This window comes from Pseudomonas sp. NPDC089758 (assembly GCF_044748705.1).
Taxonomy (GTDB): domain Bacteria; phylum Pseudomonadota; class Gammaproteobacteria; order Pseudomonadales; family Pseudomonadaceae; genus Aquipseudomonas; species Aquipseudomonas putida_X.
In genome coordinates this window covers 253,609-276,167 of sequence record NZ_JBIVGN010000003.1, presented here as the reverse complement: position 1 = coordinate 276,167, position 22,559 = coordinate 253,609, and the positions used below count along the sequence as shown (strand labels likewise).

Genomic DNA, 22,559 nt, shown 5'->3' with positions numbered 1-22,559 from the left:
CCTGTGGGGGCGGGTCGACACGGCTATGACACGTACAGCCTCCCCGCCCCGGGTAAGGTGTGCGTGTCATAGGTCTTGTCAAACCCCGGATCCGTCTGCGCAGATCGTGGGTCGCACGCGCCATGGCCTGTGGGCCAAGTGTGTTGACGCGTGCCGGGCAAGCAGGTTGCTTGCGGGAGACTACTCCCCTAGGACGGTGCGGATTCTGCCTAGGCGAAACGGTTTGGGCAAGCCCTGTTTTTGTCAGCGTGTTGCCTGATAGATGCGAAAGCCGTCTGCCTCGGCGCAGGTCCGGCAGTTGCCCAGAGCGCCTTCGATCAGTGGCTGATAACGCAGGAAGCTGTTGGCAACCAAGCGAATTTCGCCGTCTTTTCGCAGATGTTGCCCTGATTTTTTCAGCAGGTTTTCCGAAGCCTGGTAGTTGGTATGCACCCCGGTATGGAACGGCGGGTTGCTCAGGATCAGGCTCAAGTCGCCGGGCGCAGCATCGATACCGTCGCCACTGATCACTTCACCTTCCAGCTGATTGGCCGCCAGTGTCAGGCGACTGGCGGCCACGGCGAAGGCGTCCACGTCCAGCATCGTGACCCGGCTCTGGGGGTAACGGCGTTTGACCGCGGCGCCGAGTACGCCGGCACCACAACCGAAGTCCAGTACATGGCCCACGGGCAGGTTATCCAAGTGTTTGAGCAGCAACGCCGTGCCGCGGTCCAGACGGCCGTGGCTGAACACCCCAGGCAGGCTGACCACGTGCAGTGGGCCGTCTTCCAGTTCGAGCGTGAAGCGTTCGGCCAGGCTTTCCAGTGGCTTGGCTTCGGGCGCGTTGTCCACGGTGACCTGCCACAGCTGGCAATGCCGGGCACTGTCGAGCTTGCGTGGCTTGCCCAAGGCTTGCAGAAGCTTGGCCGCGCCTTCGATGCCGCCGCGTTTTTCGCCCACCAGATAGAGCTCGCCACCGCCCAGGCGTGACGCCAGTGCGTTAACCAAGTAGGCCGCCAGTTCGCGCGACTTGGGCAGGTACAGCACTGCCGCCTCGAAGGGGACCGACGGCACGTCGACGCCGTAATGGCTGCGCCCGGCAAAGCGGGCGTCGAGCATGGCCTGATCGCCCGCATGCCACGTCCAGGCCTGAGCCTGCGGCAACTGGCCGAGCAGGTCATCGGCGGGGGCGCCGGCGATCAGCAGCCGAGCCTGGAACAGGTCCGCCTGGCGGAGCAAAACTTCACTGCGCGGGTCCATGGACGACGCCTCCTGAAAAAAGTGGCGCAGTGTAGCAGAGCCTGCCCTTGCGCTCAGCTGACCACGCGGCGTGGTTGGCCGGCAAAGAATGCCTGGGTGTTCTCGCTGAGCTGGCCGACGATGCGCTGGCGCGACTCCACCGCGCCCCAGGCGCTATGCGGTGTGATCAGCAGGCGCGGGATGTCGCTGGCCAGCAGCGGGTTGCCGTTGACCGGTGGTTCGACGCTCAGTACATCGGTGGCAGCGCCGCCCAGATGGCCGCGACGCAGGGTTTCAGCCAGGGCGTGCTCGTCGATCAGGCCGCCGCGGGCAGTATTGACCACCAGCGCGCCGGGCTTGAGCAAGGCCAGCTCACGTTCACCGATCATATGCCGGGTGTGTTCGTTGAGAGGGCAGTGCAGGGTCAGGGCATCGACTTGCGGCAGCAATTCATCCAGCGGCAGGCGGTCGTCGCGCGCCGGGCGCCCGGGGATCTGCCCGCTCAACACGCGCATGCCAAAGGCTTGCGCCAGCCGCGCGACGGCGCCACCGAGTTCACCATGGCCGAGCAGGCCCAGGGTTTTGCCTTCCAGTTCCACGATCGGAAAGTCCAGCAGGCAGAACTGGCTGGCCTTGGCCCATTGCCCCTCGGCCACCGCCCGGTTGTAGTCGCACAGGCGCGTGGCCAACGCCAGCAGCAGGGCCAGAGTGTGTTGTGCCACCGAGGGTGTGCCGTAGCCCTGGCAGTTGCAGACCGTGATGCCCTGGGCGCGGGCGGCAGCCAGGTCGACGTTGTTGGTGCCGGTGGCGGCGACCAGGATCAGCTTGAGCTGTGGGTTGGCAGCCAGGGCGTTGGCGTCGAGCATGACCTTGTTGCTGACCACCGCAACGGCGCCCTGCAGGCGCTCGGCTACCTGATCCGGGCGGGTGGCGTCGTACAGTTCGAAGGCGTCGAACTGGCTCTGCAGCGGTGATAGGTCGAGGTCACCAAGGTCCAGGGATTTATGGTCGAGAAACACGGCGCGACGCGGGCTGGGCATAGGTACGGCTCCAGTGGCAGGGCAAGGGTTGGTCCATCGACCGCACAATGCCACTCATACCTCGCGCAGCCAAATCATTCCTTCGGCTGATTTGACCGTCACATTGACGAACTACAGTAGGTAGCAGACTTGTCCGGCCAGCTTTTCAAGAAGGGATAACCATGCTGCAGACCCGCATCATCAAGCCCGCCGAGGGCGCCTACAGCTTTCCTCTGCTGATCAAACGCCTGCTGATGTCCGGCAGCCGCTATGAAAAGACCCGCGAAATCGTCTATCGCGACCAGTTGCGGCTGACTTATCCACAGCTCAACGAACGTATCGCCCGCCTGGCCAACGTGCTGACCGAAGCCGGGGTCAAGGCCGGTGACACCGTGGCGGTGATGGATTGGGACAGCCACCGTTATCTGGAATGCATGTTCGCCATCCCGATGATCGGCGCGGTGGTGCACACCATCAACGTGCGCCTGTCGCCTGAGCAGATCCTCTACACCATGAACCACGCCGAGGACCGCTTCGTGCTGGTCAACAGCGATTTTGTCGGCCTTTACCAGTCCATTGCCGGGCAGTTGACTACGGTCGACAAGACCCTGCTGCTGACCGATGGCCCGGACAAGTCCGCCGAGTTGCCGAACCTGGTGGGCGAGTACGAGCAGTTGCTCGCTGCGGCCAGCGCGCAGTACGACTTCCCGGACTTCGACGAGAACTCGGTCGCCACCACTTTCTACACCACCGGCACCACAGGTAACCCCAAGGGCGTTTACTTCACCCATCGCCAGTTGGTGCTGCACACCTTGGCCGAGGCTTCGGTGACCGGCAGTATCGACAGCGTCCGCCTGCTTGGCAGCAATGATGTGTACATGCCCATCACCCCCATGTTTCACGTGCATGCCTGGGGCATCCCGTATGCGGCCACCATGCTCGGCATGAAGCAGGTGTACCCGGGCCGCTACGAGCCCGACATGCTGATCAAGCTGTGGCGGGACGAAAAGGTCACCTTCTCGCACTGCGTGCCCACCATCCTGCAGATGTTGCTCAATTGCCCGAGCTCCCAGGGCCAGCACTTCGGCGGCTGGAAGATCATCATCGGTGGCAGTGCGCTCAACCGCTCGCTTTATCAGGCGGCGCTGGCCCGGGGTATTCAGCTGACTGCAGCCTATGGCATGTCCGAGACCTGCCCGCTGATTTCTGCCGCGCACCTGAACGATGAGCTGCAGGCCGGCAGCGAAGACGAACGCGTGACCTACCGCATCAAGGCAGGTGTGCCGGTGCCACTGGTGGAGGCAGCGATCGTCGATGGCGATGGCAATTTCCTCCCGGCAGATGGCGAGACTCAAGGCGAGCTGGTGTTGCGTGCCCCTTGGTTGACCATGGGCTACTTCAAGGAACCGCAGAAAAGCGAGGAGCTGTGGCAGGGTGGCTGGCTGCACACCGGTGACGTCGCCACGCTCGACGGCATGGGTTACATAGACATCCGCGACCGCATCAAAGACGTTATCAAGACCGGGGGCGAATGGATTTCCTCTCTGGACCTCGAGGACCTGATCAGCCGCCATCCTGATGTGCGTGAGGTTGCAGTGGTTGGGGTCGCCGACCCGCAGTGGGGTGAGCGCCCGTTCGCCCTGCTGGTGGTGCGTGACGGCCAGATGGTCGATGCCAAGGCGTTGAAGGAGCACCTCAAGCCGTTTGTGGAACAAGGTCACATCAACAAGTGGGCGATTCCCTGCCAGATCGCCGTTGTTACAGAAATTCCCAAGACCAGTGTCGGGAAACTCGACAAGAAGCGCATCCGCCAGGACATCGTCCAGTGGCAGGCAAGTAACAGCGCCTTCCTTTCCACCCTTTAACCGCATGGCGGGTCGTGTGCCCCACAACACGACCCGCAGGCCAGAGCGGCTGGCACCTTGCCATTCAGTAAAAATCGGCCATGCTTGAGCACTGCCGGTGCGCAACCTGGTTACACGCCAGGGCGAATTGGCCAAGGGAATGCAAATCACACTTTAGAGGGATCAAGCACCTTGGTCGGCTGGCTATAGTCGGGGCCAGGGGATTTTCAGGAATGGGGGAGGGCGACACGCGCAACACGTGTCGTCACGGGCGCAAGCCTGAACACCGGTCGCACGGGCCGTTCTTGAAAGGACTCACTGCCATAACAAAAAAGTACATGGAGTAGCGTCGATGACATCTGCATACCCGTTCTGGCGTCGGGCCAAGCTGCCTTTGGCCGTCAGCCTTGCTTCCACGCTCGCAAGCCCTGCTTTCGCGGTCAGTTTCAACATCGGGGAAATCGAAGGCCAGTTCGACTCGTCGCTCTCTGTCGGGGCCAGCTGGTCGACCGCCAACCCGAACAGCAACCTGATCGGCGCCAACAACGGCGGCAAGGGTCTTTCGCAAACTTCGGACGATGGTCACCTCAACTTCAAGAAAGGTGAAACCTTCTCGAAGATCTTCAAAGGCATTCATGACCTTGAACTGAAGTACGGGGACACCGGGATCTTCGTGCGGGGCAAGTACTGGTACGACTTCGAACTCAAGGACGAAAACCGCGAGTTCAAGGACATCAGCGATTCAAACCGCAAAGAGGGCGCAAAATCGTCTGGCGCCGAACTGCTCGACGCGTTCGTCTATCACAACTACGCCATTGGTGATCAGCCCGGCTCGGTGCGTCTGGGCAAGCAGGTGGTGAGCTGGGGGGAAAGTACCTTCATCGGCGGCGGCATCAACGCGGTCAACCCGATCGATGTTTCAGCGTTCCGCCGGCCAGGGGCTGAAATCAAGGAAGGCCTGATCCCGGTCAACATGTTCTACGTCTCGCAGAGCCTCACCGACAACCTGTCGGCCGAAGCTTTCTACCAGATCGAGTGGGACCAGACCGTTGTCGACAACTGCAGCACCTTCTTCTCCCAGCCCGACGTGATCGCCGACGGCTGTGACAACAACCTGGCCGTGCTGGCCACGCAAAACACCTTGGCCAGCCGGCTTGGGCCGCTGGCTGCGCCTGTCGCGGCCACTCTGGCTGCACGCGGTGTGAGTTACGGCTCCCCCGATGAGGGCGTGATCGTGCGCCGTGGCGCGGATCGCGATGCGCGGGACAGTGGCCAGTTTGGCGTTGCATTGCGCTATATGTATGAGCCGCTCAATACCGAGTTCGGTGGCTACTTCATGAACTACCACAGCCGTGCGCCGATCTTCAGTGGTCGCGGTGCCGATGCCCAGTTCTACGATCCAGCCGGCCTGGCGGGCGCGCTGGTCAGTGCGGGGGTGCCGGCTGCTGCGCTCGCGAGCCTGTTGCCAAGCCTCATGCCATTGCAGGTTGCAGGCAACTCCAGCTACTACGTGGAGTACCCGGAGGACATCCGCCTGTATGGTCTGAGCTTCTCGACCACACTGCCTACCGGTACCGCCTGGAGCGGGGAGGTCAGCTACCGGCCGAACGCTCCAGTGCAGCTCAATACCACCGATATCCTCTACTCGGGCCTGACGCCGCTCAACCCAGATGTGTCTGTGTTGCAGGGCACACCTGGTGCCGATCAGCCTGGCTATCGTCGCAAGGAAATCACCCAGCTGCAGACCACCTTCACCCACTTCTTCGATCAGGTGATGGGTGCCGAGCGGCTGACCATGGTCGGCGAAATCGGCTGGACCCACGTCGGTGGCCTGGAAAGCACCTCCAAGATGCGTTACGGGCGTGACCCGGTGTTCGGCCCTGGGCCTCTGCCCAACGGCCAGTGCGAGGCGCTCAACAGCAGTACGCTGGGCACCGCCGATGCCAACAACGTATCGCGCTACTGCGAGAACGATGGCTATACCACGTCTGATTCCTGGGGCTATCGCGTCCGTGCGATCTGGGACTACAACAACGTCTTTGCCGGTGTGAACCTGCGCCCCAGCCTGGCCTGGTCGCATGACGTCGATGGTTACTCGCCGGGCCCTGGCGGCAACTTCGAGGAAGGCCGCAAGGCCGTCAGCCTTGGGCTGGACGCCGAGTATCAGCAGACCTACACCGCGAGCCTGTCGTACACCAATTTCTTCGACGGCAAGTACAGCACCGTGGATGATCGCGACTTCGTCGCCCTCAGCTTCGGCGTGAACTTCTAAGCACACAGATCCAGGACGACACGACATGAACAAGACCAGAAGTCTGCTGCAAGCCGGTGTACTGGGCCTGTCCCTGCTGGCAACCAGCGTCATGGCTGCGGTTTCCGCCGATGAAGCGGCAAAGCTGGGCAGCACCCTGACCCCGATGGGCGCGGAAAAAGCCGGAAACGCCGACGGTTCCATCGGCCCGTGGCAGCCGCTGTCAAAGACTGCAGGCAGCGTCGATGCCAAGGGTTTCCTTTCCGACCCCTATGCCAGCGACAAGCCACTGTTCACCATCACCGCGCAGAACGTTGACCAGTACAAGGACAAGCTGTCGCCAGGCCAGGTGGCAATGTTCAAGCGCTACCCGGAAACCTTCAAGATCCCGGTGTACAAGACCCACCGCGGTTCCACGGTACCTGACGATGTGTTCGCCGCCATCAAGAAGAATGCCACCGCGACCACGCTGGTCGAAGGCGGCAACGGCCTGAACAACTTCCAGACCGCCGTGCCATTCCCGATTCCCAAGACTGGCATCGAGGTTATCTGGAACCACATCACCCGCTACCGTGGCGGCAGCGTCAGCCGTTTGGTAACCCAGGCCACGCCGCAGCAGAACGGCTCCTACAGCCTGGTGTACTTCGCCGACCAGTTCGTCTTTCGCGACAAGATGAAGGACTTCGATCCGAACAACCCGGGCAACGTCCTGTTCTACTTCAAGCAGGAGGTGACCGCACCGGCACGCCTGGCCGGTACCGTGCTGCTGGTGCACGAAACCCTCGACCAGGTGAAAGAGCCACGCAAGGCCTGGATCTACAACGCCGGCCAGCGTCGCGTGCGCCAGGCACCGCAGGTGTCGTATGACGGGCCAGGTACCGCAGCCGACGGCCTGCGTACCTCGGACAACCTGGACATGTACAACGGTGCGCCAGACCGCTACGACTGGAAGCTTGAAGGCAAGAAGGAGATGTACATCGCCTCCAACGCTTACAAGCTCGACGATCCTAAGCTCAAGTACTCCGACATCCTCAAGGCCGGTCACATCAATCAGGACCTGACCCGTTACGAGCTGCGCCGGGTCTGGCATGTGGTCGCGACGCTCAAGCCGGGCCAGCGCCACATCTATGCCAAGCGCGACTTCTATATCGACGAGGATACTTGGCAGGCAGCGGTGATCGACCAGTATGACGGCCGCGGCCAGCTGTGGCGGGTTTCCGAGGCGCACGCCCAGGATTACTACAATGTGCAGGTACCGTGGTACACCCTGGAGGCCATCTACGACCTGCAATCGGGCCGTTACCTGGCCTTGGGCATGAAGAACGAGGAGAAGCGCGCCTACGACTTCGGCTTCAGTGCCAGCAAGGCAGATTTCCAGCCAGCTGCGCTGCGCCAGTCGGGTATTCGCTGACCCGCTAGTGTTTCACCCCTTGTGATACTCCCAGAACGCCCCGGCTTGCCGGGGCGTTTCTGTTACGGCCCCTCCATTGAGTCGCCGGGGCAGTCATAAAGCGGGTGAATATCTCGCTAAACCCTGCGCCAGCCCTCTGTCAATCAGCCCCGTCTTTTTTTGTCGTAGTCTTTTACGGGCCATTTGCGCCCATCATCTTCAAATGCTCCGCATTACCCGCTAGTCTCGGAACAATCCGTACTGCCGTAGTCTTCCAATCAGAACGAGCCGGCCATGACTGATTTGTCCCGTACGCATGGAGTCGCCAGCCAGGCCGTGGGCCTGCTGGACGGGCGTTTCTTCCGGCCGCCGCTGCCGCACGGCCACGTGCCGCGTGCGCGCCTGTGCCAGCGCTTGCAGGCTGGTCTCGGCGGCCGTTTGTTGCTGGTCAATGCACCGGCAGGCTTTGGCAAGAGCTCCTTGGCCATGGAGTTCTGCGAGGCGCTGCCCGACCATTGGCGCAGCCTCTGGCTGGGGCTGAGCCAGCGCGATGCCGACCCGGGCCGTTTTCTCGAGCGCTTGCTAGAGGGCCTGCAGCAGTACTGCCCGGCGTTGGGCGGCCAGGCCATGGGCCTGCTGAAAATGCGCCAGCGCCACCAACCCTTCGCCTTCGAGGAGTGGATCGACAGCTTGCTCGACGAGTTGGCGTTGTACCTGCAAGCTGACACACCGCTGCTGCTGGTGCTGGACGACTATCACCTGGCCCAGGGGCCAGTGCTCGATCGCTGCCTGCAGTTTTTTCTCAACCACTTGCCGGCCGGCTTGGTGTTGCTGGTCACCAGCCGCCAGCGGCCAGACTGGCACCTGGCGCGGCTGCGGCTCTCGCGGCAACTGGTCGAGATCAACGAGCAGGAGCTGCGCCTGACGCCCGACGAGGCCCTGGCCGTTATCGGACGCCAGCCTACAGGCCTGCGCGGCCAGGCCTTGGACAACCTGATCCAGCGCAGCGACGGCTGGGTTGCCGGATTGCGGTTCTGGCAGCTGGCGGCCAGCGAGTCCGGCGACGAGCATGCGCTGCCCCAGGCTCTGCATGGCGGTGAAGGGCTGATCCGCGATTATCTGCTGGAAGAAGTCATCGAAATCCTGCCGGAAGACGTGCAGGCGTTTCTGTTCGACACGGCGTGCCAGGAGCGCTTCTGCGCGGCGTTGTGCGATGCCCTGCGCGAGCGCGACGACAGCGCGGCCATCCTGCATTACCTGCAAGCGCACCAGGTGTTTCTGGTGCCGCTGGACGAGCATGGCCACTGGTATCGCTACCATCACCTGTTCTCCGACCTGTTACGCAGCCGCCAGTCCAACGAACCGCAGGCGCACCTGCACCTGCGTGCCTGCCGTTGGTTCCAGGCTCAGGGGCTGCTTGACGAAGCGGTGGAGCAAGCCCTGCGGGCTGGCCATCTGGACGTTGCCGCTGACCTGGTGCAGAGCCTGTCGGAGGAGCAGCTGTTGGCCGAGCAGAACGTCGGCATGCTGCTGCGCTGGAAGATGGACTTGCCCGACAGCCTGCTGATCAGTACGCCCCGGCTGATCGTGCTGTACAGCTGGGCGCTGGGCCTGGCGTGCCAGTTGGACGCCGCCGAAGAGCTGGCAAGCTACCTCAGCCGCTTTTTGCCAGCGCCTTCAGCCACCGCGCAACGCTCCATGCTGGCCCAGTGGCTGGCCTTGAGCGGGGTAATCGCACGTGGCCGCGGTGATCGCGAACGCACCCTGGCCTATTGTGGTGAGGCGCTGCAAAGCCTGCCTTGCAAACGTTACGGGCAGCGTCTGGTGTGCCTGTCGACGCTGTCCAACCTGGCCATTGCCGATGGCGACTTCTGGCGGGCGCGTGGTTGGAACCGCGAGGCGCTGGAGCTGGCCCAGCGGGTTGGCAACCCTTTGTTCGAAGCCTTGGCGCACTACGACCGTGCCCGGGTGCTGCATGCCAGGGGCGAGGCACTGCGCGCGCTGGATGAAGTACGCCAAGGGCTGCACCGCCTTCAGGGCCTCTCGGCGCAGCGGCTGTATGCGGTGCGCGCGCGGCTGACGTTGTACGAGGGTTACCTGCTGGTGACGCGCCTGCAACCTGCGCAAGGGCGTGCGCGCTTGCGTGCGGGGCTGGGCGAAGCGCGCGCCTGCCGCGACATCAGCGTGCTGATAGGTCACTGCGTGATCGCAACCCTCGATGGCCGTGAAGGGCGCTACGCCGACGCCTTCGCCGAGTTGGCCGAAGCCGAGAGGCTGATGCATATCTGGGATGTGCCGCCGATCTTCTACCTGGCCATGATCACGCTGGTGAAGTGCGAGTTGTGGCTGGCGCAGGGGCGTATCGACCTGGCCGAGTCCTGGCTGCTGCGCCTGGGCCAGACGTACGGTGGCGAACAGCCGGCGGCGGCGCCGGAGTTCCACCCGTTGTTACCGCTGCACATCGAGTTGCAGCAGGCCTTGCTCGAACGCATCCAAGGCCGCAGTGAGGATGCCGCTGCGCGCCTGCGCGGCCTGGTCGAGCGCGGGCAGGTCAGCGGCGGCATGATGCTGACCCTCAGCGCGCTGTGCCAACTGATGGCCTTGTCGTTGGAGCAGGGTGCCGAGGCGCAGGCTGCCGAGCGTTTGCCCGTGGCCCTGGCAGCAGCCCAAGGCGGGGTGATGCAGCCGTTTCAGTGGTTGATCGAGCAGCACCCGCTGTGGCTTCGCGAGCAGCTGCTCGCACGGCCCGCCTGCAAGGTTCAGGTGGAGCTGCTGGCTCGTCTGCCCGAGCTGGCGGCGCCGAGTAGCGGCACGTGCGAGGCGCTGAGTGGTCGTGAGCTGGCAGTGCTGGAGTTGATCGCCCAAGGCTGCTCGAACCAGCAGATCAGCGAGCGCCTGTTCATCTCCTTGCACACGGTCAAGACCCACGCCAGCCATATCAACAGCAAACTCGGGGTAGAGCGGCGTACCCAGGCGGTGGCACGGGCCAAGTCGTTGGGCCTGCTGGCCTGATGCCGGCCGTTGACAGCCTGGCCGGATAAACGACCGCCCAGGCCAGCCTCTGGCTGCTGCACAGCCTGCCCTCATCTTTTGCGCCTGCCTGCCGATACACGTTTCGGCGGTATGCATCGCCGCACGCCACCCTCCCATCATCCAATACAGGTCGTGTTGATGCTGCAGTACGGGCAAAAGAGCTTTCTGATCGTCGATGACTTCACCGACTTTCGCACGTCGACGCGCTCCATGCTGCGCGAGCTGGGCGTGCGTGACGTCGACACTGCCGACAGCGGTGAGCAGGCCCTGCGCATGTGCGGGCAAAAGCGCTATGACTACATTCTTCAGGATTTCCACCTTGGGGATGGCAAGAAGAACGGCCAGCAAGTGCTGGAGGACATGATCCTCGACAAGCTGATCAGCCACGAGTGCGTGTTCATCATGGTGACCGCCGAGAGTAGCCAGGCCATCGTGCTCAGCGCCCTGGAGCACGAGCCCGATGCCTACCTGACCAAACCGTTCAACCGGGTAGGCCTGGCTCAGCGCCTGGACAAGCTGACGCAGCGCAAGACCTTGCTCAAGCCGATCCTGCAGGCCCTGGACCGTGGCCGCCCGGCCGAAGTGCTGGCAGCGTGCGCCGAGTTGTGCAAGAAGGACCCGCGTTTCGCGCCCCTGTGCCTGCGTTACCGGGCTGATGCTTTGCGCGATCTGAACCGCTTCGACGAGCTGGAAAAGTTCCTCAAGGGCATTCTCGCCAGCCGTCCGCAGCCATGGGTGTATGCGGCACTGGGCAGCCTGATGCACAAGCGTGGCCAGCATGCCCAGGCCCAGGGCGTTTATGAGCAGGCGCTCAAGGCCTTCCCGATCATGCCCGGGCTTTACGACGGCATGGCGGATGTTCTGGTGGCCCAAGGCGAGACCAAGCGCGCGCAGAACATGCTTGAAGAAGCCGTGCGCCTGTCGCCCCTGGCCGTACGCCGCCAGGCCGCGCTGGGCAAACTGGCGCTGGACAACGAAGACTTCGAAAGCGCCTCGAAGGCGTTTCGCCACGCGGTGAACCAAGGCCAGAGCTCGCGCTACAAGGATGCCGAAAGCAACCTTGGGCTGGTGCAGGCATTGATGAACAAGAACGCCGGCTTCGGCCTGGATGCACGTACCCGAGTCGAGATCAACACCGTGCTCAGCGAGGTGGCCAAGGACAACGTCGAGGATCAGGGCCTGCAAGTGCGTGCGCGCTTGATGAAAGCTGCCAGCCTGCAGCAGGCCGGTGATGCAGAGACCGCCGCCAAGCTGACCGAGCAGGCCCTGCAGCGGCTGGACAAGATGGACCAGTTCTTCTCGGTCGAAGCCGCCCTGACCGTGGCCAAACAGCTGCAGGCCCTGGGCCAGGAAGACGCCGGCGGTACGATCCTCAAGGGCTGTGTGGAAACCTACGGCGATGACCCGAAGGTCATGCAGAGTGTGGCCAAGCTGACGGATGACCCCACTGTGCTCGGGGCGGTTACCGAAGCGGTGGACCTCAACCGCCAGGGCGTGCGCAGCTATCAGGCCGGGCAGCTCAATGAAGCCCTGCAGATGTTCCGCAAGGCCCTGTCACTGCAACCGAAGAACATCAGCATCGCCCTGAACACTGCCCAGGCGCTGTTGCGCATCGGTGGCGAAGCCACACCGCCGGCAATCATGCAGGAGTGTCGCAATTGCCTGACCAGCGTCGCGGGTATCCCTGCCAGCGACAGCCGGTATGACCGTTACCGCAAACTGCACATCAAGGTGTTCGGCGCATGAGCCAGGACAATCAGGGGCTGGATTTCTCCACGGTGATCGCCTCCACCGTGCACGACCTGAAAAACTCGTTGTCTGCGCTGATCCAGTCCCACGACCAGTGGCTGGCGCGCCTGCCCGAGGAGCTGCGCGGGGGAACCGAGCAGGGCGTGATCGAGCACGAATTCCGCCACCTCAATGGCATGCTGGTACAAATGCTGGGCTTGTACAAACTGGGCGTGAACCAGCTGCCGGTGTGCCCGGACTATCACGAGCTGGACGACTTCATCGAAGCGCAGCTGGCGGCTCATCAGCAAGTGCTGGAGCGCAACGATATCCTCGCCACCTGGCGCATCGACAGCGAAAATCCGCTGGGCTTCTTCGACCGGGAGCTGGTCGCTTCGGTGATTGCCAATGTGATCACCAATGCCACCCGCTATGCCGGCCATGCGCTATTGATCAGCATTGCGGAGGAAAACGAGCAATTGGTGATCAGCGTCAACGATGACGGCCCTGGCTACCCGGCCCGCATGCTTGAGCGGCAGCAGGATTATGTACAGGGCATCGATGCTCAGAGCGGCAGCACCGGGCTAGGCCTTTATTTCGCCGCGCGCATCGCTGCGCTGCATGAGCGCGATGGCGTGCGGGGGCGGATCGAGATCGCCAATGGTGGCGCGCTTGGCGGAGGCTTGTTCAGGTTGTATCTGCCGTAGGCGCGATGTCATAGGCCCTGAAAGCTTCCAGGCAGGCGTTCGATCCTCGACAAAACCGCATAATTGCCTCCCTGGGGCGGGCAACGATAACATCCAGGCAGTCGTCAGGAGCCCCCATGAACACTGCCCCAACCACCCTCATCCGCGAAACCTTCCCCGTCGCGCCTTTGCAGTGCAATTGCACCCTGATCGGCGATCCGCTGACCAAAAAGGCCATCGCCGTCGACCCCGGTGGTGACCCGGAGAAGATCCTCGCCCGCCTGCAGGCCCACGGCCTGACCCTGGTGAGCATCATCCACACCCATGCGCACTTCGATCATTTCCTCGCCTCGGGCAAGCTCAAGGAGCTGACCGGTGCCACCTTGCACCTGCACAAGGACGACCAAGTGCTGTGGGACAACCTGGAGATGCAGTGCCAGATGTTCGGTGTCCCTTATACCCCGGTGCCCTCGCCAGACCGCTGGCTGGGTGACGATGAAGCGCTGGCCTGCGGCTGTGGCGTGGCGTTGCACACGCCCGGGCATACGCCGGGTTCGATGAGTTTCTGGTTCGCTGACGCCAAGCTGTTGGTGGCTGGAGACACCCTGTTCCGGCGTGGCATCGGCCGTACCGATTTGTGGGGTGGCGATCAGCGGGCTATCGTTCGTTCGATCAAGGAGCGGCTGTATCGCCTGGATGAAGATGCAATCGTGGTCACCGGCCACGGCCCTGATACCCGGCTGGGTGACGAGATGCGTGAGAACCCGTTCGTGCGGGCCTGAACCAGCATGAACAGTTCGTCATGGAATTTTTTTGTCTAAGCGCGATCCAAGGCTGGCATAGATGCATTCATGATGTGCCGCACACACGAATTATTGTAGGAGCTTGTCCATGTTCACCATGCGTCGCCTGATTATCGTCGCAACCGCTGCAGCCCTGATGACCGGCTGTGCCGGCCAGAACCCCTACGACAGCCAAGGTCAGGCGCAAGGTGGTTCGACCGGGATGAGCAAGACCGCCAAGTACGGCGGCCTGGGCGCGCTGGCCGGCGCCATCGCCGGTGCCGCCATCGACCATGACAACCGTGGCAAGGGCGCGCTGATTGGCGCCGCTGCGGTAGGTGCTGCGGCTGCGGGTTACGGTTACTACGCTGACAAGCAAGAAGCCGAACTGCGTGCGCAGATGGCCAACACCGGCGTCGAAGTGCAGCGCCAGGGCGATCAGATCAAGCTGATCATGCCGGGCAACATCACGTTCGCCACCGATTCAGCGAACATCGCACCAAGCTTCTACTCGCCGCTGAACAACCTGGCCACCTCGTTCAAGCAGTTCAACCAGAACACCATCGAAGTGGTTGGTTTCACTGACAGCACCGGCAGCCGCCAGCACAACATGGACCTGTCGCAGCGCCGTGCCCAGGCAGTGAGCACCTATCTGACCTCGCAAGGCGTGGACGCATCGCGCGTGTCGGTGCGTGGCATGGGCCCGGACCAGCCGATCGCGAGCAACGCCGATGCCAATGGCCGTGCGCAGAACCGCCGCGTCGAGGTCAACCTCAAGCCTATCCCTGGCCAGCAGTACGATCAGCAGGGGCAGGTGCAGCAGTACCCTTGAACCAGCAGGGCCGCTGTGCGGCCCAATCGCCGGCAAGCCGGCTCCCACCGGGATCGCGAGCGCCACTGACCCGTGTGGCTGGCTTGCCGGCGATTGGGCTGCAGAGCAGCCCAGGCTAGCGCCATCAGTACTGCGTTGCACCGCCACACAGTCCAATCTGCAAGCGCCACAGACCCATGTGGGAGCCGGCTTGCCGGCGATTGGGCTGCAGAGCAGCCCAGGCTAGCGCCATCAGTACTGCGTTGCACCGCCTCCTACAGTCCAATCTGCAAGCGCCACGGACCCGTGTGGGAGCCGGCTTGCCGGCGATTGGGCTGCAAAGCAGCCCCCGGTTTCAACGCACCACGCTGGCCTGAATGGCTGTCAGCGCGATCGTGTGCACGATATCGTCCACCTGAGCGCCCCGCGGCAGGTCGTTCACCGGTTTGCGCAGCCCTTGCAGCATTGGCCCCAGGCTAACGCCATCGGTACTGCGTTGCACCGCCTTGTGGGTGGTGTTGCCAGTGTTCAGGTCTGGGAACACGAACACGGTGGCGCGCCCTGCCACTTGGCTGTTCGGCGCCAACTGGCGGGCGATGGCCGGGTTGGCGGCAGCGTCGTACTGCAGCGGGCCGTCGATCACAAGGCCCCGCTCGGCCTCTTGTGCCAGGCGCGTTGCTTCGCGCACCTTCTCGACTTCCTCGTCGCTCGCCGAGTCACTTGAATAGCTGATCATCGCCACCCGTGGCGCAATGCCGAAGGCTTGCGCCGATTCAGCGCTCTGCCGCGCGATTTCAGCCAGCTCGCTGGCGCTGGGGTGCGGGTTCATCACGCAGTCGCCGTACACCAGTACCTGCTCGGGGAACAGCATGAAAAAGACCGAAGACACCAGGCTGGCCCCGGGTGCGGTCTTGATCAGCTGCAGGGCAGGGCGGATGGTGTTGGCGGTGGAATGCACCAGGCCGGACACCAGGCCGTCGACCTCGTCCAGCGCAAGCATCATGGTGCCGATCACCACCGGGTCTTCCAGCTGTTGCTCAGCCATCGGCGCATTGAGGTTCTTGCTTTTGCGCAGGTCGACCATCGGCTCGACATAGCGCCCGCGAATCAACTCAGGGTCAAGGATTTCCAGGTCCGCCGGCAGTGTAATCCCCTGCGCACGGGCCACCGCTTCGACGTCCTCGGGCTTGGCCAGCAGCACGCAGCGGGCGATGCCCCGCGCCTGGCAGATCGCAGCGGCCTGTACCAGCAATGGTTCGGCGCCTTCGGGCAGGACAATACGTTTGTTGGCCTGCTGCGCCCGCTGTATCAGCTGGTAACGGAACACTGCAGGTGACAGGCGCAGCTCACGTGGAGTACCACAGCGCTGGTGCAGCCAGGCAGCGTCGAGGTGGCTGGCGACGAAATCGGTGATGAACTCGGCGCGCTCACGGTCGTCCACCGGGATCTCGCGGTTGAGCGAGTTGAGCTGGTTGGCCGTGTCGTACGAACCGGTGCTGACCGAGAGGATCGGCAAGCCAGCCTGCAGGGCGCCGCGGCACAGGCCGAGGATGCGTGCATCGGGCTTGCTGTCGCTGGTCAGCAGCAGGCCGGCCAGGGGCACGCCGTTGATCGCGGCCAGGCTCACCGCCAGAATGATGTCGTCGCGGTCGCCCGGGGTCACCACCAGGGTGCCTGGCGTAAGCAACGGCACGGTATTGGCCACGGTGCGTGCACAGATGATGATCTTGTTCATGCGCCGTTGCTCGTAGTCACCGGCATTGATCACCTGGGCGCCAAGCAGGTCGGCCACATCACGGGTGCGCGGGGCGTTGAGTTCGGGTTGGTAGGGGATGCAGCCGAGCAGCCTGAAATCGTTGCCGCGCAGCAGCGGCGAGTGCTCGCGCAGGCGTGCGGCGAATTCGGCCATGCTTTCGTCGGTGCGGACCTTGTTGAGGATCACCCCGAGCACTTTCGGGTCGCGCGGGCCACCGAACAGTTGGGCCTGCAACTCGACCCGCCCGGACAGTTCGCTGAGCACTTCGTTTTCTGGCGCCGACACCAGGATCACTTCGGCATCCAGGCTCTTGGCAAGGTGCAGGTTGACCCGTGCTGCGTAGCTGGCGTGGCGGGTCGGCACCATGCCTTCGACCACCACCACGTCGTTGCCCACGCAAGCCTGCTGGTAAAGGCGGATGATTTCTTCGAGCAGCTCGTCGAGTTGGCCATCGCCGAGCATACGCTCGACCTGAGCGAGGCTCAGCGGCATTGGCGGCTTGATACCGTGGGTGCGTGCGACCAGTTCGCTGGAGCGTTCCGGGCCGGTATCCCCGGGGTGGGGCTGGGCGATCGGCTTGAAAAAACCGACCTTTAGCCCGGCCCGTTCCAACGTGCGCACCAGGCCGAGGCTGATGGATGTCAGGCCGACACCGAAGTCGGTCGGCGCAATGAAAAATGTCTGCATGCGTGCTTCTCGGAATAAGCGTTGCAAGGAATCAACGGCCAAGGGTATCGCTATCGGCCTCTTGTGCACACCAGCCACAGGCGAAAGCCTGGCCAATGCGCAGTGCACGCTGCTGGGGGTCGAGCACCCACGGGCGTGCCTGCCACGGTGGCTGATGGCGCAGGTGCTGGGTGTGGCCGCAGGACAGCTGGACCACCCAGTGGCCTTCGTGGTCCTGGTGAAAGCCCATGATCCGACTGATGGATCTCCCAGCCGCCGCGCTGCGTTCGCAATCGGGCGATGCGTTGGTTACACTTGTGCGCTCTACATTCTTTTGCAAAAGGTCTTGCCCCATGCTGATCGCCGCCAACAAGGCAGTCTCCATCGACTATACCCTGACCAACGACGCCGGGGAGACCATCGACAGCTCCGCCGGTGGCGCGCCGCTGGTCTACCTGCACGGCCACTCCAACATCATCCCGGGCCTGGAAAAAGCCCTGGAAGGCAAACAGGCTGGCGACGAACTGAACGTCAGCGTCGAGCCTGAAGAGGCTTACGGCGAATACCTGGCCGAACTGGTCAGCACCCTGAACCGCAGCATGTTCGAAGGTGTCGACCAAGTGGAAGTGGGCATGCAGTTCCATGCCTCGGCACCGGACGGCCAGATGCAGATCGTCACCATCCGTGACGTGGACGGCGACGACGTGACTGTCGACGGCAACCACCCGCTGGCCGGCCAGCGTCTGAACTTCCAGGTCAAGGTCGTCAACGTGCGTGATGCCAGCGAAGAAGAAATCGCTCACCGTCACGTCCACGGTGAAGGTGGCCATCACCACTGATTTTCTGCGCTAAGCTCAGAAAGTCGCCAGGCGCTCGGACAAGCCGACATACCTCCCCGCGAGGTGCACGGCTTGGATGAGCGCCTTTTTAGTGGGCGCTGTTCGCCCCAGCGGCAACCGGGAACCTGAGAGGGGATTCATCATGAGTGCATTTCACGACCTGACGTTAAAGGCGCTTAACGGCCAGGACCTGCCTTTGGCACCGTTCAAGGGCCAGGTAGTGCTGGTGGTCAATGTCGCCTCCAAGTGTGGCCTGACGCCGCAATACGCTTCGCTGGAAAAGCTGCAGCAGCAGTTCAAGGGGAAGGGCTTCAACGTGCTTGGCTTGCCCTGTAACCAGTTCGCGGGCCAGGAGCCGGGCAGCGAGAAGGAAATCCAGGAGTTCTGCAGCCTCAACTATGGCGTGAGCTTCCCATTGGGGGCCAAGCTGGAGGTCAACGGGCCGCAGCGTCATTCGCTGTACCGCCTGCTGGCGGGTGAGGGCGCCGAGTTTCCTGGCGATATCAGCTGGAACTTCGAAAAGTTTCTGGTGGGCAAGGACGGGCGGGTGTTGGCGCGTTTCGCACCGCGTACGGCGCCGGATGATCCAACCGTGGTGCAAGCCATCGAGAAAGCGTTGGGCTGACGATCCCTGGGGCCGCTTCGCGCCCCCAGCGATACCGCAGAATCACCCCGATCAATAATGCTGGGCCATGCCTTCCACTGGCCCTAACCTCAGGCGTATTTCCTCACCCAGACGGAAGCGCCCAATGTCCACCAACCCCCTGTTCCAGCCATTCACCCTCGGCGCGCTCCAGTTGCCGACCCGTGTCGTGATGGCGCCGATGACCCGTACCTTCTGCCCTGGCGGCGTACCGCACGACGGCGTGGTCGAGTACTACCGCCGTCGCGCCGCTGCAGGTGTGGGCTTGATCATCACTGAAGGCACCACGGTCGAACACAAGGCTGCCAACGGTTATGCCCATGTCCCGCGTTTTCATGGGGAAGATGCCTTGGCCGGTTGGGCGCGTGTAGTCGATGCTGTCCACGCCGAAGGTGGGCGTATCGTGCCGCAGTTGTGGCATGTGGGTGCGGTACGCCGCCTGGGCACCGAGCCGGACCCCGAGGTGCCGGGCTATGGGCCAAGCGAAAAGGCCAAGGATGGCCAGGTGCTGGTGCACGGCATGACACACGATGATATCCGTGAGGTGATCGCCGCGTTCGCCGCTGCAGCACGCGATGCCCAGGCCATCGGCATGGACGGCGTGGAAATCCATGGCGCCCACGGCTATCTGATCGACCAGTTCTTCTGGGCAGCCAGCAACCGCCGCGAGGATGAGTACGGCGGCGACCTGGCCGGCCGCTCGCGCTTTGCCATCGAGCTGATCCAGGCCGTGCGGGCGGCCGTGGGCCCTGACTTCCCGATCATCTTCCGCTTCTCGCAATGGAAGCAGCAGGATTACAACGCCCGCCTGGTTGAAACACCTGAGGCACTGGCCGCTTTCCTCAAGCCCCTGTCCGATGCGGGTGTGGATATCTTTCATTGTTCGACGCGACGGTTCTGGGAACCGGAGTTCGAAGGTTCCGAGCTGAACCTCGCCGGTTGGACGCGCAAGCTGACTGGCAAACCGACCATTACCGTGGGTAGCGTCGGGCTCGACGGCGAGTTCCTGCAGTTCATGGTCGATACCGACAAGGTGGCCAAGCCCGCCAGCCTCGAAGGTTTGCTACGCCGCCTGGGTGATGAGGAATTTGACCTGGTGGCCGTAGGCCGGGCTTTGCTGGTGGATGCCGAATGGGCGCAGAAGGTTCGCGAAGGCCGCGAAGCACAGGTGCTGCCGTTCAGCCGCGAGGCGCTGGCGACCCTGGCTTGACCGCCAGGGCGGTGCCTGCGGGCTCGCTACCCGCGCGCGCTAGCAGGCAAGCGTTGTACAGGTGCGTCTCGAATTGCTCGACGATCGCCGGCCAGCCTTGGCGGCTGGCGTGCTGGCGGGCATTCAGACGCACCCGGCGCAGGGTTTCGCTTTCTTCGAGCAGCCAGCAGGCGGCATCGATGAACGCCACCTGATCACCGGGCATGGCCAGGGCGCCACTGTGCCCCTGGCGGATATGCTGGGCGGCGGCGGCTTCATCATAGGCCACCACCGCCAGCCCCGAGGCCATGGCTTCGAGCACTACATTGCCAAAAGTCTCGGTCAGGCTGGGGAACAGAAACAGGTCGCCGCTGGCATAGTGCTCGGCCAGTGACTCACCTCGCTGGGCGCCACAGAACACGGCATCGGGCAACTGCTGTTCGAGCGCAGCGCGCTGCGGGCCGTCACCGACCACGATCAGGCGCAGCCGCTTGTGTGGATAAGTCTTCTTCAGGGCGTCCATACAGGGGCGTAGCAGCCCCAGATTCTTTTCTGCCGCCAGGCGCCCAACGTGCAGTACGGCGATGTCTTCAGGGCCCAACCCCCAGGTATCACGCATCGGCTGACTGCGCCTGGTCGGGTTGAACAGGCAGGCGTCCACCCCACGGGCCATCAACGCCAGGCGTTCGAAGCCACGCCGCTCCAGTTCCAGCTTCTGGCTGGCGCTGGGTACCAAGGTGGCACCGGTGCGTCGGTGGAACCAACGCAAGTAATGAGTGAGCAGCCGCGCCAGCAGGCCAAGGCCATACCGGCCGCAATACTGCGGGAAATTGGTATGGAAACCGCTGACCACCGGGACGCCCAAGCGCCGGGCCGCCCGTAATGCGCTGAGCCCCAGAGGCCCTTGCGTGGCAATGTACAGCACATCCGGGCGCTGCCGGCGCCAGCGCCGCAATAGCGTGTGCATCGACACTTCGCCCCATTGCAGCCCCGGGTATCCCGGCAGGCCCCAGCCGCGGCACAGCAACAGGTTCTGATCGTCGCCTGCAGGCAATTCGCCGGCCTGGCGTGGCCGTACGATCTCGACCTGGTGGCCACGCTGTCGCAGGCCATCGCCAAGTTGGCCAAGTGTATTGGCCACGCCGTTGATTTCGGGTGGGAAGGTTTCGCTGACGAGGGTGATGCGCAGGGCTGGTGTGTTCATGAAAAAAGTTTCCGCTCGCCGCGTTGCGCCCATGTGACAGCCTTGTGACGCGCCCGTGACGCCTGATCGCCGGCCGTTTCAGTGGGATGAATATTTCCTTGAGCAGCACTCAAGAGCCCTGATAGGCAGCCGATGAAGATGCATCTGATCAGGTGACGCGCTCCGGGAGCGGTGATGTTCAACAGCAAGCTCAAAAAAGAAATCCAGCAACTGCGCGAGGAGCTTCATTCCATCGAGCAGATCAAGAACAGCCTGGACAGCGAAATGCTGGTGCTCCAGCTCGACCCCCAAGGGCGTATCGAGCTGGTCAACGGCAACTTCGAGAAAGAGATGCTGTACCGTAGCGAGCAACTGATCGGGCGCAGTATCGAAGAAATCGTGCCGGAACATGTGAAGAAGCTCGACTTCTACCAGCGCATGAAAAGCGCCATCCACCGCGGCGAACACCTCAATGGTGCCTTCCGCTTGCTGCGTGGCAACGGCGAAGAAGCCTGGCTGCGCTCAATCCTGCAACCGGTCAAGGGCAGTGATGGGCGCATCAGGCATTTCTCCATGCACTCCAGCGACCTGACCCGCACCATCGAGACCTCGCGCGAACACGAAAGCCTCATCAAGGCCTTGATGCGCTCCACTGCGGTGATCGAATTCAATCTTGACGGCCTGGTGCTGACTGCCAATGACCGCTTTCTGCAGACGGTGGGCTACAGCCTGGAGCAGGTTCGCGGCAAGCATCACCGCATGTTCTGCGAGCCGGAAGAAGCCAACTCGGCGGGCTATCAGGCATTCTGGGACAAGCTGCGCCGCGGTGAGTACGTGGCCGACCGCTTCAAGCGGATCGATGCCCATGGCCGTACCGTGTGGCTGGAGGCTTCCTACAACCCGATCATCGATGCCCATGATGTGCTGTACAAGGTAGTGAAGTTCGCCACCGTGATCACCGACCAGGTCAATCAGGAGCAAGCCGTGGCGCAGGCAGCGGACATCGCCTACACCACCTCGCTCGAAACCGACAGCAGCGCGCGCAAGGCTACCGATGTGGTGACCCAGACCGTCGAGGTGATGCGCGGCTTGGAGGGCTCGATGCAGGACGCCGCGGACGGTATCCAGGCGTTGGACAAGCAGTCCAAGGTGATCGGCGCAATCATCAAGACCATCAGCGATATTGCCGGCCAGACCAACCTGCTGGCGCTCAACGCCGCCATCGAGGCCGCGCGTGCCGGGGAGCAGGGGCGTGGCTTCGCGGTGGTCGCCGACGAAGTGCGCCAGTTGGCTTCACGTACGAGTACCGCTACTGAAGAGATCGCCAAGGTCGTGCAGCAGAATGAGCAATTGGCCCAGGCGGCGGTGGACATCATCGATACCAGCAAGCGCCAGGCCGAACAGGGGCTTGCGCTGGCGGCGGATACCGGAGGCGTGATCGTCGAAATTCAGGAGGGGGCGAAGAAAGTGGTGGATGCGGTGGGGCAGTTTTCCAGCCAGCTGAGCCATTGAGACGGTTGC

The 22,559-nt window shown here is 63.1% G+C and carries 17 protein-coding genes and 1 riboswitch; of the genes, 12 read left to right on the top strand and 5 right to left on the bottom strand.

Annotated features, from left to right (window positions below):
* Positions 1–81 precede the first annotated feature (81 nt).
* Positions 82–201: riboswitch (yybP-ykoY riboswitch) on the bottom strand.
* A gap of 42 nt (positions 202–243) precedes the next feature.
* The gene (locus tag ACIPZH_RS05845) at positions 244–1,239 is read right to left on the bottom strand and encodes a methyltransferase (RefSeq protein WP_400635509.1); all 996 of its coding nucleotides are present in this window, start codon (positions 1,237–1,239) and stop codon (positions 244–246) included.
* A 53-nt stretch (positions 1,240–1,292) separates the two neighbouring features.
* Positions 1,293–2,258, bottom strand: a complete 966-nt coding sequence (locus tag ACIPZH_RS05840; protein WP_400635507.1) for a 2-hydroxyacid dehydrogenase — start codon at positions 2,256–2,258, stop codon at positions 1,293–1,295.
* A 161-nt stretch (positions 2,259–2,419) separates the two neighbouring features.
* Between ACIPZH_RS05840 and ACIPZH_RS05835 the strand changes: the two genes are divergently transcribed.
* The 8 genes from ACIPZH_RS05835 (at position 2,420) to ACIPZH_RS05800 (ending at position 14,783) form a co-directional block, all read left to right on the top strand.
* Entirely contained in the window at positions 2,420–4,102 is a 1,683-nt protein-coding gene (locus ACIPZH_RS05835; protein WP_400635505.1) for a fatty acid--CoA ligase, read from the top strand.
* A gap of 331 nt (positions 4,103–4,433) precedes the next feature.
* Positions 4,434–6,353, top strand: a complete 1,920-nt coding sequence (locus tag ACIPZH_RS05830; RefSeq protein WP_400635503.1) for a DUF1302 domain-containing protein — start codon at positions 4,434–4,436, stop codon at positions 6,351–6,353.
* A gap of 25 nt (positions 6,354–6,378) precedes the next feature.
* Entirely contained in the window at positions 6,379–7,743 is a 1,365-nt protein-coding gene (locus tag ACIPZH_RS05825) for a DUF1329 domain-containing protein (protein ID WP_241806347.1), read from the top strand.
* A 273-nt stretch (positions 7,744–8,016) separates the two neighbouring features.
* Positions 8,017–10,734, top strand: coding sequence for a LuxR C-terminal-related transcriptional regulator (locus tag ACIPZH_RS05820; RefSeq protein WP_400635501.1), 2,718 nt, complete (start codon positions 8,017–8,019; stop codon positions 10,732–10,734).
* A gap of 159 nt (positions 10,735–10,893) precedes the next feature.
* Positions 10,894–12,501, top strand: coding sequence for a tetratricopeptide repeat-containing response regulator (locus ACIPZH_RS05815; RefSeq protein ID WP_241806349.1), 1,608 nt, complete (start codon positions 10,894–10,896; stop codon positions 12,499–12,501).
* The gene (locus tag ACIPZH_RS05810; RefSeq protein WP_400635499.1) at positions 12,498–13,190 is read left to right on the top strand and encodes a sensor histidine kinase; all 693 of its coding nucleotides are present in this window, start codon (positions 12,498–12,500) and stop codon (positions 13,188–13,190) included. Before ACIPZH_RS05815 ends, ACIPZH_RS05810 begins: the two co-directional genes overlap by 4 nt.
* 116 nt (positions 13,191–13,306) lie before the next feature.
* Positions 13,307–13,951 (top strand): MBL fold metallo-hydrolase, encoded by a 645-nt coding sequence (locus tag ACIPZH_RS05805; RefSeq protein WP_400635497.1) that lies wholly within the window; start codon positions 13,307–13,309, stop codon positions 13,949–13,951.
* A gap of 109 nt (positions 13,952–14,060) precedes the next feature.
* Positions 14,061–14,783 (top strand): OmpA family protein, encoded by a 723-nt coding sequence (locus ACIPZH_RS05800; protein ID WP_241806352.1) that lies wholly within the window; start codon positions 14,061–14,063, stop codon positions 14,781–14,783.
* A gap of 334 nt (positions 14,784–15,117) precedes the next feature.
* On the opposite strand, the gene pta is transcribed toward ACIPZH_RS05800, so the two are convergent.
* Positions 15,118–17,205, bottom strand: a complete 2,088-nt coding sequence (gene pta / locus ACIPZH_RS05795) for a phosphate acetyltransferase (RefSeq protein ID WP_400625985.1) — start codon at positions 17,203–17,205, stop codon at positions 15,118–15,120.
* 31 nt (positions 17,206–17,236) lie between these two features.
* Positions 17,237–17,539: a DUF3565 domain-containing protein gene (locus ACIPZH_RS05790; RefSeq protein ID WP_400635495.1), complete on the bottom strand. Its 303-nt coding sequence runs from the start codon at positions 17,537–17,539 to the stop codon at positions 17,237–17,239.
* On the opposite strand from ACIPZH_RS05790, the gene ACIPZH_RS05785 reads away from it, so the two are divergent.
* From ACIPZH_RS05785 to ACIPZH_RS05775, 3 genes are all read left to right on the top strand, one after another.
* A complete protein-coding gene (locus ACIPZH_RS05785; RefSeq protein WP_400635493.1) occupies positions 17,538–18,023 on the top strand; it encodes a peptidylprolyl isomerase in 486 nt (161 codons plus the stop codon). The two genes, ACIPZH_RS05790 and ACIPZH_RS05785, sit on opposite strands and share 2 nt — an antisense overlap.
* A 142-nt stretch (positions 18,024–18,165) precedes the next feature.
* A complete protein-coding gene (locus tag ACIPZH_RS05780) occupies positions 18,166–18,648 on the top strand; it encodes a glutathione peroxidase (RefSeq protein ID WP_046784531.1) in 483 nt (160 codons plus the stop codon).
* 124 nt (positions 18,649–18,772) lie between these two features.
* A complete protein-coding gene (locus ACIPZH_RS05775) occupies positions 18,773–19,876 on the top strand; it encodes an NADH:flavin oxidoreductase (protein WP_400635491.1) in 1,104 nt (367 codons plus the stop codon).
* On the opposite strand, the gene ACIPZH_RS05770 is transcribed toward ACIPZH_RS05775, so the two are convergent.
* On the bottom strand, positions 19,845–21,059 hold the full coding sequence (locus ACIPZH_RS05770) for a glycosyltransferase family 4 protein (RefSeq protein WP_400635489.1): 1,215 nt from the start codon (positions 21,057–21,059) through the stop codon (positions 19,845–19,847). The genes ACIPZH_RS05775 and ACIPZH_RS05770 overlap by 32 nt on opposite strands.
* 174 nt (positions 21,060–21,233) lie before the next feature.
* Between ACIPZH_RS05770 and ACIPZH_RS05765 the strand changes: the two genes are divergently transcribed.
* Entirely contained in the window at positions 21,234–22,550 is a 1,317-nt protein-coding gene (locus ACIPZH_RS05765; RefSeq protein ID WP_400635487.1) for a methyl-accepting chemotaxis protein, read from the top strand.
* Positions 22,551–22,559 lie beyond the last annotated feature (9 nt).